Genomic DNA, 577 nt, shown 5'->3' on the forward strand with positions numbered 1-577 from the left:
GCGGCCACCAGTCCCCCGGCGGTGTAGGCGGCACGGTTCAGCTTCTCCGAGAAGGCCGCGCCCTCGGGAACGGCCGCACAGGCGGCCACGTCGCCGAGCAACGGGGCCAGGAGGCCCCCGGCGCCGTCCCGCCCGCCCCTGGCCGCCAGAACCGCCTGACGGGCCCGCGGCGGCACCGGACGAGGCGCCGGCACGGGCGCGGGCGGCAGATGACCGGTGCGCTCCAGCTCCTGGGCGAGCCAGTCCGGCAGCACCGCGGGCTCCCGCACGGCGCCCACGGGTTCGTACGTCCCGGCCTCGGTGACCGTCCCGGGAGCGACGATGTAACCGCCGTGCGCCCGTACGTCGACCTGCCAGGCCAGCGCCCGCCCGCCCGAGCCGGTGGAGCACTGCCAGCGGTGCCCCGGACGGGCCCGGTACCACACGTGCAAGCCTCCTGAAGGGGTGCGGACGCGCAGCGTGGTGTCGTCGTCCGCTGGGCTTGTGCGGCCGCGCAGAGCGGCCAGCACGCCGATCGTGTGAAAGCCGTTGGCCAATCCCCTCAGGTCGACGCTCTCGTCGATCCGGACGCCGGGCA

1 protein-coding gene is annotated in these 577 nt (G+C 76.1%); it reads right to left on the minus strand.

Annotation, left to right across the window (positions count from 1 at the left end):
* The coding region (locus tag LPA54_RS35555) for a bifunctional DNA primase/polymerase (protein ID WP_228984703.1) at positions 1 to 577 on the minus strand (577 nt) is incomplete at both ends.

This window comes from Streptomyces sp. DH12 (genome assembly GCF_020873895.1).
In the GTDB taxonomy this organism is placed as follows: domain Bacteria; phylum Actinomycetota; class Actinomycetes; order Streptomycetales; family Streptomycetaceae; genus Streptomyces.